General features: G+C 34.7%; 17 protein-coding genes and 1 pseudogene. 12 read left to right on the top strand and 6 right to left on the bottom strand.

Features of this window, described 5'->3' with window-relative positions; genetic code table 11:
* Positions 1-249, top strand: a 249-nt coding sequence (locus IV513_RS12915) for a transposase (RefSeq protein WP_209390982.1), incomplete at its 5' end; no start/stop codon positions are given.
* A gap of 90 nt (positions 250-339) precedes the next feature.
* Here the strand turns inward: IV513_RS12915 and IV513_RS15880 are convergent.
* From IV513_RS15880 to IV513_RS12905, 3 genes and pseudogenes are all read right to left on the bottom strand, one after another.
* Positions 340-600: pseudogene (locus IV513_RS15880) on the bottom strand (endonuclease domain-containing protein); the annotation flags it as partial.
* A gap of 12 nt (positions 601-612) precedes the next feature.
* A complete protein-coding gene (locus tag IV513_RS15875) occupies positions 613-762 on the bottom strand; it encodes a hypothetical protein (RefSeq protein ID WP_245168943.1) in 150 nt (49 codons plus the stop codon).
* Between the two features lie 387 nt (positions 763-1,149).
* Positions 1,150-1,683: an AAA family ATPase gene (locus IV513_RS12905; RefSeq protein WP_209390981.1), complete on the bottom strand. Its 534-nt coding sequence runs from the start codon at positions 1,681-1,683 to the stop codon at positions 1,150-1,152.
* Positions 1,684-1,813: 130 nt separating this feature from the next.
* On the opposite strand from IV513_RS12905, the gene IV513_RS12900 reads away from it, so the two are divergent.
* Positions 1,814-2,146, top strand: a complete 333-nt coding sequence (locus IV513_RS12900) for a hypothetical protein (protein WP_209390980.1) — start codon at positions 1,814-1,816, stop codon at positions 2,144-2,146.
* Positions 2,147-2,174: 28 nt separating this feature from the next.
* Positions 2,175-2,942, top strand: coding sequence for a hypothetical protein (locus IV513_RS12895; protein ID WP_209390979.1), 768 nt, complete (start codon positions 2,175-2,177; stop codon positions 2,940-2,942).
* Between the two features lie 16 nt (positions 2,943-2,958).
* Here the strand turns inward: IV513_RS12895 and IV513_RS12890 are convergent, their stop codons facing one another.
* Positions 2,959-4,158, bottom strand: coding sequence for a retropepsin-like aspartic protease (locus IV513_RS12890; RefSeq protein WP_209390978.1), 1,200 nt, complete (start codon positions 4,156-4,158; stop codon positions 2,959-2,961).
* Between the two features lie 215 nt (positions 4,159-4,373).
* On the opposite strand from IV513_RS12890, the gene IV513_RS12885 reads away from it, so the two are divergent.
* Positions 4,374-4,757 (top strand): hypothetical protein, encoded by a 384-nt coding sequence (locus tag IV513_RS12885; RefSeq protein ID WP_209390977.1) that lies wholly within the window; start codon positions 4,374-4,376, stop codon positions 4,755-4,757.
* An 81-nt stretch (positions 4,758-4,838) separates the two neighbouring features.
* The gene (locus IV513_RS12880) at positions 4,839-5,849 is read left to right on the top strand and encodes a cytochrome-c peroxidase (RefSeq protein WP_209390976.1); all 1,011 of its coding nucleotides are present in this window, start codon (positions 4,839-4,841) and stop codon (positions 5,847-5,849) included.
* Positions 5,850-5,871: 22 nt separating this feature from the next.
* Here the strand turns inward: IV513_RS12880 and IV513_RS12875 are convergent, their stop codons facing one another.
* Complete coding sequence (locus tag IV513_RS12875) at positions 5,872-7,179, bottom strand: DEAD/DEAH box helicase (protein ID WP_209390975.1); 1,308 nt, start codon at positions 7,177-7,179, stop codon at positions 5,872-5,874.
* Positions 7,180-7,267: 88 nt separating this feature from the next.
* On the opposite strand from IV513_RS12875, the gene IV513_RS12870 reads away from it, so the two are divergent.
* The gene (locus tag IV513_RS12870; protein WP_209390974.1) at positions 7,268-7,690 is read left to right on the top strand and encodes a PaaI family thioesterase; all 423 of its coding nucleotides are present in this window, start codon (positions 7,268-7,270) and stop codon (positions 7,688-7,690) included.
* Between the two features lie 52 nt (positions 7,691-7,742).
* A complete protein-coding gene (locus IV513_RS12865) occupies positions 7,743-8,084 on the top strand; it encodes a phage holin family protein (RefSeq protein WP_209390973.1) in 342 nt (113 codons plus the stop codon).
* Positions 8,085-8,162: 78 nt separating this feature from the next.
* On the opposite strand, the gene IV513_RS12860 is transcribed toward IV513_RS12865, so the two are convergent.
* Positions 8,163-10,382, bottom strand: a complete 2,220-nt coding sequence (locus IV513_RS12860; RefSeq protein WP_209390972.1) for an NADP-dependent isocitrate dehydrogenase — start codon at positions 10,380-10,382, stop codon at positions 8,163-8,165.
* Between the two features lie 168 nt (positions 10,383-10,550).
* Between IV513_RS12860 and tpx the strand changes: the two genes are divergently transcribed.
* The 5 genes from tpx (at position 10,551) to IV513_RS12835 (ending at position 15,350) form a co-directional block, all read left to right on the top strand.
* A complete protein-coding gene (gene tpx / locus IV513_RS12855) occupies positions 10,551-11,048 on the top strand; it encodes a thiol peroxidase (RefSeq protein ID WP_209390971.1) in 498 nt (165 codons plus the stop codon).
* Positions 11,049-11,124: 76 nt separating this feature from the next.
* The gene (locus IV513_RS12850) at positions 11,125-12,336 is read left to right on the top strand and encodes a DUF763 domain-containing protein (protein ID WP_209390970.1); all 1,212 of its coding nucleotides are present in this window, start codon (positions 11,125-11,127) and stop codon (positions 12,334-12,336) included.
* Positions 12,337-12,487: 151 nt separating this feature from the next.
* Entirely contained in the window at positions 12,488-13,321 is an 834-nt protein-coding gene (locus IV513_RS12845) for an SDR family oxidoreductase (RefSeq protein WP_209390969.1), read from the top strand.
* 183 nt (positions 13,322-13,504) lie between these two features.
* Positions 13,505-14,932: an adenylosuccinate lyase gene (purB, locus tag IV513_RS12840; RefSeq protein ID WP_168637985.1), complete on the top strand. Its 1,428-nt coding sequence runs from the start codon at positions 13,505-13,507 to the stop codon at positions 14,930-14,932.
* A 151-nt stretch (positions 14,933-15,083) separates the two neighbouring features.
* Positions 15,084-15,350 carry a transposase gene (locus tag IV513_RS12835; protein WP_209390968.1) on the top strand — a complete coding sequence of 89 codons (267 nt, stop codon included), beginning with the start codon at positions 15,084-15,086 and terminating at the stop codon, positions 15,348-15,350.
* Positions 15,351-15,409: the final 59 nt, after the last annotated feature.

Below are 15,409 nucleotides of genomic sequence, written 5' to 3'. Positions count from 1 at the left end.
AAATCCGTTGCAATGCTCAAACTTGCCCATTGGTTTAAAGATGTGGAAGAATCAGGTTTTAAATCCTTTTCAATACTTAAAAATACCATCACGAATCATCATAATGACATTCTTAACTATTTTGAAGAAAGGAGTACAAATGCGTCCGCAGAAAGTTTCAATGCGAAAATAAAGAACTTCAGAATGCAGCTTCGAGGCGTGAGAGACAAAGCATTTTTCCTTTTCAGATTATCCAAAATTTTTGCCTAGTCCCCAACTTTTGTTACTGATCCGTTTACAGTCTGCTATTATATTTCATTTAAACCGCCTCCTATTCCACTTTCAAAAAAAATATTTTATCTACGAACTATAATGTTGAATAATATAATTCTCTAAATCCTTCATTGCTAAAGGGAGATTCTGTTTTACATCCCAATCAGAAATTTTAAAAACTTTCAGCCCCAGGCTTTCCAAATACTTTGTTCTTTCAAAATCATATTCCTCTTTAAAATCGTGGCTTGCACCATCAATTTCAACAACCAGTCCTAAAGTTTTCACATAAAAATCAACAATATAATTACCGATAATTCTTTGTCTGTCAAAATCAATATTGTGAAAAGTTCTGTTTCTGACCTATTTCCAAAATAATACTTCTGATAAAATACCTAATTTTCGCTTTTCTTTGGCTAAAGTTTTAAGATGTGGATTGTAAGGCAGGTTCTCAAGAAAATTGCGGTAAATCACAATTCCTTCTATCTGGGTTAGTATTTGTTTTTCTGACATTTGTGTTTAAGTTTTAAACAAATTTAAGTTTTTTGATGGAAATGAAGAAGTATAATGACCACCCCGTCAAAAATTCTTTGAATTTTTGCCACCCCTCCAGAGGAGGGTAATTCTCGTCTTATTTTGTGATATTCTTGTCCTGTTTGTAATTGTGCTTAATCTTCCGCCGAATCTGGGCAAGAAACGAAGGTATTATTTTTGCCATCCAACGTGCAATGGAAGCAGAACCCAATCTGAAAGTGACTTTGCCGAATTTTGTGGATGAAAGTTTGTTTTTAAAATTCCCCTCCTTTGGAGGGGTGGCAAAATTTGATAAAATTTTGACGGGGTGGTTGACATATAATACGGGGTGGTTAACAGCCTGTAATTATTTTTCATTTGTAAGTTTTACTCCAACCCCCAATAACGATAGTATTTTTTAAGCTTTCGAAACGTCTCTATGTAAACCAGATTCATATCACATTCTGCGATAAGCGCTTTGTATTTAGACCTGTTTTTGGGTGCTGTAAAAAGAATCCTTTTCATCTGTAACCAACTGAAGTCTCGGGTTACCCCTGTAAGGTTGCCGTTGCGTTTATCATTATTTTGAAAAGACCTGTTGATGTACCGCCATAACGAACCGGTTGCTGCAAAATCAAGCCAAATCACGCTGGTGGCTTCTAAAAATCGGTCTTTCATCAGGAAACTGTAATTACCTTCTATTACCCAACGGTCATTATTTTGTAGAAAATTCTGATGGTCTGCTTTAAAAGCATCTTTATTTCTCAGCTGCCAATTCGTGTGAGGAATGTGAGCGAGCTGATCCAGATGGCAAACTTCCAGATTAAGATGATCGGAAAGAGCTTTTGCAAGGGTCGATTTACCTGCAGAGCTGGCTCCGATGATGCAAATCCGATGTCCTAACTGTTCTAATGTTTTCATATCTTCGCTTAGCGTGAACAAAGATAATTATTGCTGAAAAAAATCCTGTTGATATATTGGTGTATAAAAGTATTTTGCGGCAAACAATTGCTTGGTCTGTTATTATAATCTAAATTATTTAATTTTTGAAATGAGAAAATATCTTACTCTACCCATCAGCCTGGTTATTACACTTCTTCAAACAGCTTGTACAAATCAGAAGAATCAAAGTCAAACAACAGTTTCCCAAAATGTACAAAAAACAAAAAGTCTAATAATATATTATGATGCTAAGCAAGGAAAAGATGTCTTGCTAAAAAAAGCAGCAAGTTTTGGTGCAGAAATTTTTTATGATTACAAAAACATTAATGCTATAGCTGTAAAAATACCTAACGAAAAAACGGTTGAGGACGCAGAAAAATACTTTGGCTCTATTCCCGGAGTGCTTTCTGTAACTCAGGATAAAGCCGTATCATTATATTAAATCAATCTGAAAAACATTATCAAAAATAATGAACAAAAAATTAGGCATCATAGGCTGTGGCTGGTTGGGGACACATATTGCAGAACGGTTATCTGACCGTTATGAAATCTTCGTAACCACAACCACAGAATCAAAAATTGGCACTTTAGAGTCTAAAGGCTTTCATACCACTTTGATGAATTTCTCTGATACCTTGGATTTTCAAATAAAAGAATGGGATATTGCATCGGACTTAGATGCCATCATCATCTGCATTCCATTTTCGGGACTTAGAGGTTCGCAAATCCCGATGAGTGATAAGCGCCAGAACTTACTCAATTTTCTGGGCGATTATAAAGGACAGTTATTTCTGATGAGTTCTACAGGCGTTTATCCTCAAGCTGAGAAAGAATTTGTGGAGGAAGACCAGCCCGCTAAACAAGTGGAAAGTGAGCAATTTATTCTGGAAAAATTTCCTCAAACCAATATTCTTCGGTTAGGTGGATTGATGGGCGGGGAAAGGCTTTTGAAGAATTATAATATTTCTTATCTGGAGCAGTTGGTGAATCATATTCACTACGTTGACATCTGCTCGGTAGTTGAGAAAATACTGGAAAATCAATCCCAATCGAAAGTTTATAATGTAGTAGCACCCCTCCACCCAAATAAAGAAGAAGTGATTAATGTCCAGAAAAATTTACCTTATAAAGGTGAAAGAGCAACGATGGGCAGAACGATTTCTCCGGAAAAATTAATTAAAGAACTTAATTTTGAATTTCAGTATCCGGATCCGAGGTATTTTCATGTAGACAAATAACTCACTCCAAATATTTTTAAAGTCTTTTGATTTTCAAGGTTTTTATTTCTCCGGTTTTTACATCTTTTACAGTAAGCACCGATTCGTTATTAGAATTGCTGTTGTTTGAACGGAATAATTCGCATACATCCATATTTTTATAGTCGATGTCATTAAAATTCTGAATTTCATCACCGAGATTAAGATTTTTTTCAAGAGATTTATCCCATATAATTCCAACAACTAATTTGTTGTTCTGGATGGTTGGATAAATTTGCCACGGATGTAGGGCAATAAGTTCTTTATTTGCATCAGAATAAGGTTCAAAGTAAAATCTTTTCTTGTTATAATCGAGAGTTGTTTTGCCATATTCTAAAACTTTGTAACCTAACCTAGATTCTTTGCTGCTTGTTGTAGAAGATATTACGTTATTGAATTTGTCTTCAACAATGGTCATCAACGGGATTTCTATTGCAAACTGTTCAATAGTGTCATTCATGCCGTGAAAACCATACACAAAACTGCCTTTGCTTTTAGCCAAGGTTTTAATGACGCTGTTTTTTTCATTGAAGAAATGATAAGCGGAGGTAGATATTTCATAAAAATCATCTGCACCGGTATCAAAAAGCACCTGATCTACCACTTTAACACCATCTTTTTGAAGAACAATTCTTATAAAAGGGTTGCTTTGTGATTCTGATAGCTTCATGTCGAGATAAGAATTTCCTGTTATTGTAAGATTTTTCACATTATCTGTAATGGTAATCTGCTTTTTTTGATGATCGATTTGTACAACAGAATTTCTCAGCATATTGCTTCCGATAATTCCTTCAACTCCAAAGCATTTCATCATTGCTGTGGATGATTCGTCGAAAACGATTCCAGGTGTATTTAGAAAATCTATTTCGCCCCACTTCAAACTGGGAACTGTAGTAAGAATCATTTCCTGTTTTTTTCCTGAAGCGTCTGCAAGAGGAATACTACCCGTTTTTGGTAAAGAATATTCATCGAATATTTCCTTAGAAACAGCCATCGGAGCACCTGTGTCAAAAAGAAATTTGTGAGGTTTTCCGTTGATTGAAACATTCACAATTATTTTTTTCTTAACTAATTCGTAAGATAAGGTCTGATTGTATTTTTTTTGTGCAATATTTCCTGTGTTGAGATTGATGGGGGCTTGAGCTTTATCTAATACAAAACAGAAAGTGAAAAAGAAAAGAATTAATATATTTTTCATTCGGAAGAGAATTTTAATGATGAAGTATTGACAAATTTAGAAAAAACTTAGCAGCAAAGATTGTTTTTAATAAGATAAAAAATATTTAATTGCTAATAAACAACTTTTTGGAATTATTATTGACTCTTTACTAAAATGAAGTATTAATTCTATCATTAAGAAAAGAAATATTAGAATTATTACAACATCAATTTGCTTAACCAAAATATTTAGATATGAATTCGGATACCATCAAAACCATCGCAAAATACGGATTAGGTGCAATGCTCATTACTGTCGGTATAGGGCATCTTACGTTTGCAAGAAAAGAATTTCAGGCGCAGGTACCAGAGTGGGTTCCTTTGGAAAAAGACGACACGGTTGTTTATTCCGGAATTGTAGAAATTGCCATGGGTACAGCCATTATCGCAGCTCCTAAAAGATACGAATCTTTGGTCGGAAAAGTAGCCGCAGGATTATTTGCCGCAGTCTTCCCCGGAAATTACACCCAATACAAAGAAAGGAGAAATGCTTTTGGTTTAAATTCTGACAATAAAAGGCTTGCAAGACTTTTTATGCAGCCTCTTTTATTGTATTGGGCTATAAAATCTACAGATTAATATTAATTCTAAACCTGTCTTTAAGATAGGTTTTTTGTTAGTTTATAAATGTTTATATTTGTTTCATAAACTGATGCGAGAGTGTATTCAAAATATTATAAACTGATTATTTTTGTTTTTTTGTTTGTTCTAATGGGATTTTACGCAGTTCAGGATATTCGGCTTGTATATCCGACTTATTTTCCGAAACCAGTATATAATTTCAAGAAAAATCCTTTAAAAAGTTCCACCGTTGCATTAGGAAGACAACTTTTTTATGATCCTTTACTCTCTAGGAACAATATCATTTCGTGCTCATCATGCCACAATTCAAAACAAGCATTTTCGCATGCAGGAAATCATTTAAGCAAAGGTGTGGAAGATGGAATAGGAGAGCGAAATTCACCCGCAATTTTTAACCTGGCTTGGCAGAAAACTTTTATGTGGGATGGCGTTGTAACAAATATTGATGTTCAGGCTTTAGCTCCCATTAATCATCCCAAAGAAATGGGAGAAGATATTAATGCAGTTGTTCGCAGACTGAATAAATCTAAAGAATATAAAACACTATTCTACAGAAGTTTTGGAGATAGTATTGCAACGGCAGAACGGGCAATGAAGGCACTTTCTCAGTTTCAGCTTACTTTTGTTTCCGCAGACTCAAAATATGATAAGGTAAAACAGAAAAAAGCTCAGTTTAATGCCTCTGAAAAAGCAGGATATGCACTTTATAAAGCCAATTGCAGTTCCTGTCATACCGAACCGCTGTTTTCTACCTACGATTTTGCCAATAATGGACTGCCTGTTGATCCTTCGCTGAATGATTTTGGAAGATGGAATAAAACAATGGAACCGCAAAACAAACAAATGTTTAAAATTCCGAGTCTTAGAAATCTCGCATTTACTTATCCTTATATGCACGATGGAAGATTCAAAACGTTAGATGAAGTTTTAGACCATTATGAGAAAGGAATAGAAAAATCTCCGACTTTAGCGAAACAACTGCAAAAACCCATTGTTTTTAACCAAAAAGAAAGAGTAAATCTTTTAGATTTTCTTGCAACTCTTAACGATTCTGCTTTTATTTCTAACACCGCTTTTCAGAAGAAATAGAATGGTTTTAAAACATCAAATATTAATATGCAATTTCCATTTTTACTTTTTTGTTTTTGAGCCTTTCTGAGCTGAGTTTTTTCAGTAAACTGTTAACTTTATTTCGGGAAACGGCAACATACGAAGTGGTATCTTTTACTTCAATAAGTCCGACATCCTCTTTTTGAAGTTCCCCTTTTTTCATTAAAAAACCTACAATGTCTACTTTATTTACTTTATCTTTTTTTCCTGCACTAATGTAAACGGTCTGAAATGGTGTTTTCCCCGGAACTTTCGTGAAATCTTTTACCTCTTCTACCGGAACATTATTCTTAATGAAAGGGAAATTTTCTTCTTCAGTCATAATAAGATATACAAAACCTTTGGCATTCATTCTTGCAGTTCTACCGTTTCGGTGAATAAATGCATCTTCTTTTGGTGGAAGCTGATAATGAACAATAGATTCCACTTCGGGAACATCCAATCCTCTTGCTGCCAAATCGGTCGTTATTAAAACTCTTGCAGAATCGTTTCGGAATTTCAGCAAAGCACGTTCTCTTTCATCCTGTTCCATACCGCCGTGAAAAGTTTCTCTGTCGATTCCTTTTTCACGTAAAAGTTCAGAAATACGGTCTACTGCTTCACGGTGATTGCAGAATATAAGGGTTCTTTTGTTTCCTATTTTGCAGATGAGGTGAAAAAGAGTGTCTAATTTTTCTTCAGAAATTGTCATTACTTTTCTAAGCTGAATATCGGGTTTATTTTCTCCTAATTTTAGAAAATCTACCGTTTTTTCATTTTTCAGACCTGTAAATTTTGGGATTTCGTCCATGGCAGTTGCAGAAGTAAGAATTCTCTGCGACAGACCATTAAGATTTCCAATAATATAATCCATATCTTCCTGAAAACCAAGTTCTAAAGCTTTGTCAAATTCATCCAAAACCAGAGTTTTAATGGTTGAAGCATCAAAATTTTCATTTTGAAGGTGATATCTTATTCTTCCGGGAGTTCCGATTAATACGGCTGGAGCTTCAATTAAATTATTAATTTCAATTTTTTTATCATGACCGCCATAACATACAGAAACTTTAAACTCTGTTCCCATTGTCTTGAAAACCTGCTCAATCTGTAATGCCAGTTCTCTTGCAGGAACCAAAATTAAAGCCTGAACTCCTGTTGTATTTTTTTTAAGATTTCTGAGAACCGGAAACAAAAATGCCAATGTTTTTCCCGATCCGGTAGGAGAGAGGAGAATAACATCTGTGTTGTTTTCTGTAGCTTTCAATGCAGATTTCTGCATCTGATTCATTTCCTGAATCTTGAGGTTCTGATAAATTGACTGTAATTCCATAATGCAAAGGTAAGTGAAAGATTTTTACTGCCATTTGAATTAATTTCAAGAAATTTGCTATAATAGTAGAATCATTTTTAATTAAAATATGTCTCCAGAAAAAATAAAACTTATTACCGACAGCTTCAACCGTTCAGAAACTTTACAATTTTATAAAGCAGAATTATTGGAAGTTGAAACAGATTTTGTTTCCATTAAAATTCCAAAAATGGATCTTATGACAAGAAAAGCCGGGATGTTTAACGGTGCAATGATTGCTTCTTTGGTGGATGTTTCGTCCGGATACGCCGCAGTAAGCCATTATGAAGAAGATTGCTATGTAGTAACTGTGGAGCTAAAAGTGAATTACCTGAGACCGGCAATGGGTGATGCATTGGTTTCGAAATCTTATGTAATAAAAGGAGGTTCTAAAATTAGTGTGATAAGAACTGAAATTTATACCATTAACAACAGTAATGATCACGAAAGTCATGTAGCTACTTCTTTAGTAACAATGATGAAAATTAAATAGACAGTTAAATAAAACAAACTTTTTGTAATTTTAATAAAATAAATTTTAAAACATGAATTTGATTATCCGATTATTCATCACGGCAATTGTGGCATTTTTGCTTACCAAAATTCTGCCCGGAGTACATTTCGACAGTTTTTCTTCGGCGGTAATTTTCGCTATTGTTATGGGAATTTTAAACTTAGTGGTAAAACCCATTCTCAGTCTTTTCAGTCTTCCGCTTACCATTATTACTTTGGGGTTTTTCTCGTTGGTTATTAATGCAGTAATTATTCTTATTGCAGATTATTTTATCGACAGTATGCATGTAGACGGATTTTGGTGGGCATTTATTTTTGGTATTGTCTTATCTGTAATTACTTCTTTGGCAAATTCTATCTTCTCTGAAGATTAATTCATGCTCAAAAAGATTTTAAACAAAAAGTTCGGCATTTCGCCGAACTTTTTTATGATTATGAAGTAAAAAATGAAATTAAATTCCGTCGATAATTTCATTCAAAACTGTACTTGGTCTCATGGCTGCATACGTTTTGTAAGTATCAGGTTTGTAATAACCTTCAATGTTCTGCGGTTTACCTTGTGCGCCAATAAGTTCAGCATTAATAACTTCTTCGTTCTCTTTCATTGCCTGAGCAACAGGAACAAACTGTTTAGCTAATTCAGCATCTGCAGTTTGGTTTGCTAAAGCTTCAGCCCAATACATTGCCAAATAAAAGTGAGAACCTCTGTTGTCGATTTGTCCAACTTTTCTTGCAGGAGATTTATCAGTAGCTAAGAACTTAGCATTTGCTTCATCCAGTGCATCAGCCAAAACCTGAGATTTTGTATTGTTCTGAGTCTGTGCCAAATGCTCTAAAGATGCCTGTAATGCAAGGAATTCACCTAAAGAATCCCATCTCAGATAACCTTCTTCTAAGAACTGCTCAATATGTTTTGGTGCAGAACCTCCGGCTCCTGTTTCAAAAAGACCACCACCATTCATCAACGGAACAATAGAAAGCATTTTGGCAGAAGTTCCAAGTTCAAGAATTGGGAAAAGATCGGTAAGATAATCTCTTAATACGTTTCCGGAAACAGAAATGGTATCTTTTCCTTCTCTTGCTCTTTTTAAAGTTTCGGTCATAGCATCTTTTACATCCATAATTCTGATGTCAAGACCTGTTGTATCGTAATCTTTTAAGTATTTTTCAACTTTTTTGATGATTTCTCTGTCGTGAGCTCTTCCTTTATCAAGCCAGAAAATTGCAGGAGTGTCGGATAATCTGGATCTGTTTACAGCCAATTTTACCCAGTCCTGAATTGGAGCATCTTTCGTTTGGCACATTCTGAAAATATCACCTTTTTCAACTTTCTGAGAAAGCAGAGTATTTCCGTTTTCGTCCTGAACTTCTATGGTTCCTTCCGCTGAAGCCTGGAAAGTTTTGTCGTGAGAACCATATTCTTCAGCTTTTTGAGCCATTAAACCAACGTTTGGAACAGATCCCATTGTAGTAGGGTCTAATTTTCCGTTCGCTTTCATATCATCAATACAAGCTTGGTAAAAACCCGCATAAGAACGGTCTGGGATTATACAAACAGTATCTTCTTCTTTCCCTTCTTTGTTCCACATTTTACCGCCACCTCTTATTAGCGCTGCCATAGAAGCATCTACAATAATATCACTTGGAACATGGAAATTGGTAATTCCTTTGTCAGAATTTACCATGGCTACTCTTGGTCCGTTTTCTAATGCTTTTTCTAGGTCTGCCTTTATTTCTGCTTCCTGAGGAATACCTGCGATTTTATCATATAAATTAGCCAAACCATTGTTTGGATTAACATCTAAAGATTTAAAAGTTTCAGCATATTTTTCAAAAACTTCACTGAAAAAAGTTTCTACAATTGCCCCGAAAATAATAGGGTCAGAAACCTTCATCATGGTAGCTTTTAAGTGAGCAGATAGTAATACATTTCTATTTTTAGCCTCAGCAATTGCTTCTTTTACGAAAGATTTCAAAGCATTCATATTCATTACCGAAGAATCAATTACTTCACCTGCTTTTAATGGAGCAAAATCTTTTAATAATTTCTCAGAACCATCATTTCCTTTGAAAACAATTTTATATTTCGTAGCGTTTTCTACTGTAGTAGAAGTTTCTGTTCCGTAGAAATCTCCACTGTTCATATGTGCTACATCTGTTTTGCTATCTTTAGCCCAATCTCCCATTCTGTGCGGATGGGTTTTCGCATAATTTTTAACAGCTTTAGGAGCGCGTCTGTCTGAATTTCCTTCTCTTAATACAGGGTTTACAGCACTTCCTAGAACCTTAGCATATTTAGCTTTGATGGCAGTTTCTTCATCATTTTTAGGCTCAGCAGGATAGTTAGGTACAGCATAACCTTTGGCTTGTAATTCTGCAATAGCAGCTTCTAATTGTGGTACAGAAGCAGAGATATTAGGTAATTTTATGATGTTAGCATCAGGCTGAGTAGCAAGCTCTCCCAATTCTGCCAAAGCATCACCGATCTTCTGATCGTCTTTCAAAAATTCTGGAAAATTGGCTAAGATTCTTCCTGCCAAAGAAATATCCGGGACAGCGATCTCGATGTTTGCTGATCTTGTAAAAGCTTTTACAATAGGTAAAAACGAATGTGTTGCCAACATTGGAGCCTCATCTGTAAGGGTGTAATAGATTTTTGATTTTTCTGACATTATAATGTTAGTTTATTGTTTGAAATTTTAGATTCACAAATTTAGTTAAATTTTAATTTCTTTTAATTTAATAATCAATGAGATTTTCTACTTTAAGAATTTTTTAACCTTTATAAGGTAGGAAAAATTTTCTTTTATGACTAAATTTGAAAAACTAAAAAATAAATTATGTCCAATATTACCTTAAAAGGAAACCCAGTACATACAAAAGGAAGTTTGCCATCTGTAGGAGCTACAATAAAAGATTTTAATCTTGTAGATTCTTCACTGAATGTAAAAACACTGGAGAGTTTTCAAGGAAAGAAAAAAGTATTTAATATTTTCCCAAGTATAGACACGCCTACATGTGCATCTTCTGCAAGACAGTTTAACGAGCAGGCTTCAGCTTTAGAAAATACAGTGGTTATTAATGTTTCCAAAGATTTACCTTTTGCTTTGGGCAGATTCTGTGCAGCGGAAGGATTAAAGAATGTTGAAACTTTATCAGATTTCAGAAGTAGTTTTGGGGATGATTATGAACTGACAATTGAAGACTCTCCTCTAAAAGGTCTTTTGAGTCGTGCTGTAATCGTAACAGATGAAAACAATAAAGTTCTTTATACAGAACAGGTTGCTGAAATTGCTGATGAACCTAATTACGATGCTGCTTTAGAAGCATTAAAATAATTTCAAAAAAAGATTTTCTAAAGCCTTGGAAAGTTAATTTCTGAGGCTTTATTTTTTTTTAACCAAATTTGTTAAGATGAAACGTTCCGGAACTGCAACATTACCGCTTCATTATGGAAAAGTACCGCCTTGGCTGTATGAACGTATGTCTGTTCTCGGACTTTCTATTGTTGAGGTAATTCTTGCCGATTACGGTAAAAATGAAGTTTTGAAAAGACTGGCAAATCCTTTTTGGTTTCAAAGCTTTGGTGCAGTAATGGGGATGGATTGGCATTCTTCAGGAATTACAACTTCAGTAATGGGTGCGCTAAAAAGAAGTATAAATCCTAATTCTAAAGAGCTTGGGCTTTATATTTGCGGAGGTAAGGGCAGGTTTTCAAGAGAAACTCCAAATGAATTATTGGTGATTGCCGATAAAACAGGATTGAACGGAAACGAATTGGTTAGAGCCAGCAAATTATCTGCAAAAGTAGATAATACAGCTATTCAGGATGGTTGCCAGTTGTATCTTCATAATTTTATTTTGTCGGATGAAGGAAACTGGTCGGTGGTGCAGCAGGGTATGAACGATTCCGATGGTACAGCGAGGCGTTACCATTGGCATTCCGAAAATTTAGAATCTTTTGTTGATGCTCCACATAAAGGGATTCAGGGGATTAATAGAGGAAATATTCTCAATTTAACAGCTGCCGAAGCAGAGGAAAACAGAAAAGGTATTTTGGATATTTCTCATACCAGTTCAGAAAAAATAATGCAGGATTTTGCCAATCTTATTTTGCCTTCTCATCATGATGTACGTGCTTCTGATGTCGATTTAAAAAAATTGGGAACTCTTTTGTATATGACCAGAGAAACGCAGCCGGAAAATTTCGAGGAATTACTTTTATTAAAAGGAGTAGGTCCCAGAACATTGCAAAGTCTTGCGTTGGTGAGTGAAGTAATTCATGGGGCGCCATCAAGATTTAAAGATCCTGCAAGGTTTTCTTTTGCACATGGCGGTAAAGATGGGCATCCTTTTCCTGTTCCTATTCATGTGTATGATGAAACAATTTCAATTCTGAAAAAAGGAATTGAGAAGTCTAAACTTGGAAATTCAGATAAATTAAAATCAATTAATAAGCTTCATACCATTATTTCTGAAGCTGAAAAAAAATTTACACCCAATTTTAATATCGATGATGTTATAGAAGAAGAACGGCAAAACTCTTGGCGTTTTGGTGGTAAAACCGTTTTTGGTGACGCTGAAAAACCTTCTCCTCCAAAACCTATTCAGTTGTCTTTGTTTTAAGAAAAATTAATTCTTTAAATGACTCAAAATATTTATTTCCAATATTTAAAATGAAAAAAATTGGGTGTAATATTTAGTTTGGATGAAATTTCGGATACCATACTATTTCTATTCGGCTTGTGGTTTGTTATTCAATCATAAAAGTATGGTTATGAAAACGAAGAATACATCAAATTCCAAATCAAAAGTTCCTCAAGAAGGATTGTTTCCGGAAATTATTCGCGAAAACTATAAAGGAAGTGGTAAACTTCAGTTTAAAAAAGCTGTAATTACTGGCGGTGATAGCGGGATCGGACAAGCTGTAGCAGTGCATTTCGCTCGAGAGGGAGCCGATGTAGCTGTTATTTATAAAGAAAGCGATGATGATGCAGCCGAAACCAAAAAGTTAATAGAAAAAGAAAGTCGAAGCTGTATTTTATTGAAAGGTGATATTTCTAAAAAAGATTTTCAGGCTGAATGTTTAGATATACTAAAAAAAGAATGGAATTCTTTCCACATTCTTGTTAATAACGCAGGAATTCAGTTTCCGAAAAATGAAGTTTCTTCCATATCAGATGAACAGATTATAGAAACATTTGATGTTAATATCATATCAATGATAAGTTTTACAAGAGATTGTTTAGAATTTATGAACAAAGGAAGTAAAATTATCTGTACTACATCGGTCACAGCGTATCGTGGAAGTGATCATTTAATAGATTACTCAGCTACAAAAGGAGCAATTGCTACATTTATCCGTTCTTTAGCTGTGAATATTGCAGAAAAAGGAATTCAGGTAAATGGCGTTGCTCCAGGACCTATTTGGACGCCTCTTGTGAAAGAAACTTTTGATGATTTGTCAACTTTTGGAAAAGATAATCCAATGAAAAGGGCAGGGCAACCATCTGAAGTTGCTCCAGCTTATGTTTTTCTTGCTTCAGAAGATTCCAGTTTTATAACGGGACAGATTATTCATGTCAATGGAGGAGATTTCGTGGGTGGATAATGTTTCAATAGTTCTGTAAAATACTTTTATGGCATCACCTTTATTTTTGTTTTTTTGGATTCGAATTATAAAAAAGAATCGATTGTAATTGCTTTTTTTAATCAAAAATCAAAAGATTGATCACTATTTTTATCTCTCATCAAAAAATCTTATTTTTGCATATAAATTTAGTAAAAGTAATAAATGAATTCCTACAAAAATCCATTGGAAGAACGCTATTCCAGTGAAGAAATGTTGTTTAATTTTTCGCCGGATAATAAGTTCCGCAACTGGAGAAAACTTTGGATTGCCCTTGCCGAAATCGAAAAAGATCTTGGTCTAGAGATTTCTGATGAACAAATCGCTGATTTGAAGGCTAATGCGGAAAATATCGACTACGATGTTGCGGCAGCCTACGAGAAAAAATTCCGTCATGATGTGATGGCTCACGTTCACACTTATGGTGATGTAGCGCCTTCTGCAAAAGGAATCATTCACTTGGGAGCAACTTCGGCGTTTGTAGGCGACAATACAGATTTAATTCAAATCCGTGACGGACTTTTAATCTTGAAGAAAAAGTTGGTGAACGTGATGAAAAATTTATCTGATTTTGCTATTCAATACAAAGACCTTCCAACTTTAGGATTTACACACTTCCAACCTGCTCAATTAACGACAGTTGGGAAAAGAGCGACACTTTGGTTGCAAAGTTTAGTTCTTGACATCGAAGAGCTTGATTTCTTCTTAGAAACTCTACGTTTCAGAGGTGTAAAAGGTACAACAGGAACTGCTGCAAGTTTCCTTGAACTTTTCAACGGAGATTATTCTAAAGTAAAACATTTAGATAAAGAATTGTCAAAAAGATTTGGTTTCGAAAAAGTTTTTGGAGTTTCCGGACAGACTTACGACAGAAAAATAGATGCTAAAGTGGTGGCTTTATTAGGAAATATTGCGCAATCTGCACATAAATTCACCAACGATTTACGTCTTCTTCAAAATTTAAAAGAAATTGAAGAACCATTCGAGAAAAACCAAATCGGTTCATCCGCAATGGCTTACAAGCGTAATCCAATGAGAAGCGAAAGAATCGGAGCACTGGCAAAATATGTAATGTCTTTGACTACAAGTTCTGCTATGGTCGCTTCTACACAATGGTTTGAAAGAACTTTGGACGATTCTGCAAATAAAAGGTTGACCATTCCGCAAGCATTTTTAGCGGTTGATGCCATCCTATTGATCTGGAACAACATAATGAACGGAATTGTGGTCTATCCGAACAGAATCAACAAGCATATTATGGAAGAACTTCCTTTTATGGCGACGGAATACATCATTATGGAGGAAGTGAAAGCCGGTGGCGACCGTCAGGAAATCCACGAAGTAATCAGGGTTCATTCCATGGAAGCGTCTAAAAAGGTAAAAGAAGAAGGTAAAGAAAACGACCTTATCGAAAGAATTTTAAATGATGATTCGTTGAAATTAGATAAATCAAAATTAAAAGAAGTTCTTGATCCTAAAAACTTCATCGGTTTTGCACCGATTCAGACAGAGGAATTCATTGCCAATGAAGTTCAGCCGATCCTTGATGCAAACAAAGATTTGATAGGACTGGAGGCAGATCTTAAAGTATAATGTAAGTATGCAGCTTTTTCGGCTGCATAATTTATTTAAAGCTTTAAATAAATTATTCCGTAGGAATAAAATCTGTGTAGAAAATTGGCCGTCATGATGGGGCATTCCGTAGGAATGCTATCTTTGTAAAAATGATGAAAAATAAAATATTATGCCTAATACATATACACAGATTTATCTTCAGGTTGTTTTTGCTACAAAGGGACGTGATATTAAGATTAAATCTGAAGTAAGAGAAGAAATTGAACAGTACATTTGTGGAATATTTAGCAATAAAAAACAAAAAGTATTGGCTATTTATGCAAATCCTGATCATCTTCATATATTCTTCAGTTATAAAAATTTGCAGATTACAATTCCGGAATTGATTAAAACGGTTAAACCCAAATTCCGCAATAGAAAAAAAAGAGTATTTTAGTATTCTAATATCCAACTGCGTAGCAGTAGAAAAAAATAAGCGATGAAATTCGATCTATC

It is taken from the genome of Chryseobacterium sp. RR2-3-20 (assembly GCF_017808115.1).
Lineage (GTDB): Bacteria > Bacteroidota > Bacteroidia > Flavobacteriales > Weeksellaceae > Chryseobacterium > Chryseobacterium oryzae.
The sequence above is the reverse complement of the archived record's forward strand: the minus strand, read 5'-3'. Positions and strand labels throughout refer to the sequence as shown.

Excerpts from the sequence above, each read along its gene's own strand:
- IV513_RS12875 (WP_209390975.1), bottom strand. The coding sequence starts at position 7,179 with ATGGAATTACAGTCAATTTATCAGAACCTCAAGATTCAGGAAATGAAT.
- IV513_RS12865 (WP_209390973.1), top strand. The coding sequence starts at position 7,743 with ATGAATTTGATTATCCGATTATTCATCACGGCAATTGTGGCATTTTTG.
- IV513_RS12895 (WP_209390979.1), top strand. The coding sequence starts at position 2,175 with ATGAACAAAAAATTAGGCATCATAGGCTGTGGCTGGTTGGGGACACAT.
- IV513_RS12905 (WP_209390981.1), bottom strand. The coding sequence starts at position 1,683 with ATGAAAACATTAGAACAGTTAGGACATCGGATTTGCATCATCGGAGCC.
- IV513_RS12860 (WP_209390972.1), bottom strand. The coding sequence starts at position 10,382 with ATGTCAGAAAAATCAAAAATCTATTACACCCTTACAGATGAGGCTCCA.
- tpx (WP_209390971.1), top strand. The coding sequence starts at position 10,551 with ATGTCCAATATTACCTTAAAAGGAAACCCAGTACATACAAAAGGAAGT.
- IV513_RS12900 (WP_209390980.1), top strand. The coding sequence starts at position 1,814 with ATGAGAAAATATCTTACTCTACCCATCAGCCTGGTTATTACACTTCTT.
- IV513_RS12835 (WP_209390968.1), top strand. The coding sequence starts at position 15,084 with ATGCCTAATACATATACACAGATTTATCTTCAGGTTGTTTTTGCTACA.
- IV513_RS12890 (WP_209390978.1), bottom strand. The coding sequence starts at position 4,158 with ATGAAAAATATATTAATTCTTTTCTTTTTCACTTTCTGTTTTGTATTA.
- IV513_RS12845 (WP_209390969.1), top strand. The coding sequence starts at position 12,488 with ATGAAAACGAAGAATACATCAAATTCCAAATCAAAAGTTCCTCAAGAA.
- IV513_RS15875 (WP_245168943.1), bottom strand. The coding sequence starts at position 762 with ATGTCAGAAAAACAAATACTAACCCAGATAGAAGGAATTGTGATTTAC.
- IV513_RS12870 (WP_209390974.1), top strand. The coding sequence starts at position 7,268 with ATGTCTCCAGAAAAAATAAAACTTATTACCGACAGCTTCAACCGTTCA.
- IV513_RS12850 (WP_209390970.1), top strand. The coding sequence starts at position 11,125 with ATGAAACGTTCCGGAACTGCAACATTACCGCTTCATTATGGAAAAGTA.
- purB (WP_168637985.1), top strand. The coding sequence starts at position 13,505 with ATGAATTCCTACAAAAATCCATTGGAAGAACGCTATTCCAGTGAAGAA.
- IV513_RS12885 (WP_209390977.1), top strand. The coding sequence starts at position 4,374 with ATGAATTCGGATACCATCAAAACCATCGCAAAATACGGATTAGGTGCA.